The following is a 779-nucleotide window of genomic DNA, read 5'->3' on the forward strand; positions in this document are numbered from 1 at the left end:
CAGGGCGATGCCGGCCGCCAGCGTGCCGCCGGTCGCCAGCAGGTCGTCGACCACCACCACGCGCTGCCCCGGCTGGACCGCATCGGCCTGCATCTCGATCCGGTCGCTGCCGTATTCCAGCGCGTAATCGAGCCCCACCGTCCGCCCCGGCAGCTTCCCCCGCTTGCGCAGCATGATGAAGCCGCACCCGAGCTTGAGCGCGAGCGGGGCCGCGATCAGAAAGCCCCGGCTTTCCACGCCCGCCAGCAGGTCGGGGTGATAGGCGCGCACGGCGCGGGCCATGCGGCCCATCGTGACCTGCCACGCATCGGCATCCCGCAGCAGCGTCGAGATGTCATAGAACCGGATGCCGGGCTTCGGAAAATCCGGAATGCCGCGTATATGCGCCTTGAGATCCATCACCACCGCCTTTGCGTGCCGGCACGCGGCTTATCCCGCCCGACCCGCCCGCCGCAACCGCAACCCGCCGGCCGCCCCGCGCCCGGCAGACGAGTCCGCCCCAATGCCGCGCATCCTGATCGCCGTCGTCATCTTCCTGCTGGGCTTCGCGCTGTACGTGATGGCCGCCGTGGCGCTGGCCGATCACGTGATGTCGCCCTGGCCGCTGCAATTCGCCTATTTCGTCGTGGCGGGGACACTGTGGGTGCTGCCGACCCGCTGGCTCATGCTGTGGGCGGCGCGGCGGCGATGAACGGGCCGGCGCTCGCGGCGCTGCGCGAGGCCTATGTGCGGCGCAATCCGCAAAGCCTCGCCCGCCACGTCGTCGCGGTGGCCGCGAC

General features: G+C 71.1%; 2 protein-coding genes. One reads left to right on the forward strand and one right to left on the reverse strand.

Features of this window, described 5'->3' with window-relative positions:
• The coding region (locus B8460_RS20290; RefSeq protein WP_048863441.1) for an adenine phosphoribosyltransferase at window positions 1–399 on the reverse strand (399 nt) is incomplete at its 3' end.
• A gap of 103 nt (window positions 400–502) precedes the next feature.
• On the opposite strand from B8460_RS20290, the gene B8460_RS22665 reads away from it, so the two are divergent.
• Window positions 503–691 carry a DUF2842 domain-containing protein gene (locus tag B8460_RS22665; RefSeq protein ID WP_048863442.1) on the forward strand — a complete coding sequence of 63 codons (189 nt, stop codon included), beginning with the start codon at window positions 503–505 and terminating at the stop codon, window positions 689–691.
• Window positions 692–779 lie beyond the last annotated feature (88 nt).

It is taken from the genome of Acidisphaera rubrifaciens HS-AP3, assembly GCF_000964365.1.
Classification (GTDB): domain Bacteria; phylum Pseudomonadota; class Alphaproteobacteria; order Acetobacterales; family Acetobacteraceae; genus Acidisphaera; species Acidisphaera rubrifaciens.

Coding starts and splice junctions, on each gene's coding strand:
- B8460_RS22665 (WP_048863442.1), top strand. CDS start 503: ATGCCGCGCATCCTGATCGCCGTCGTCATCTTCCTGCTGGGCTTCGCG.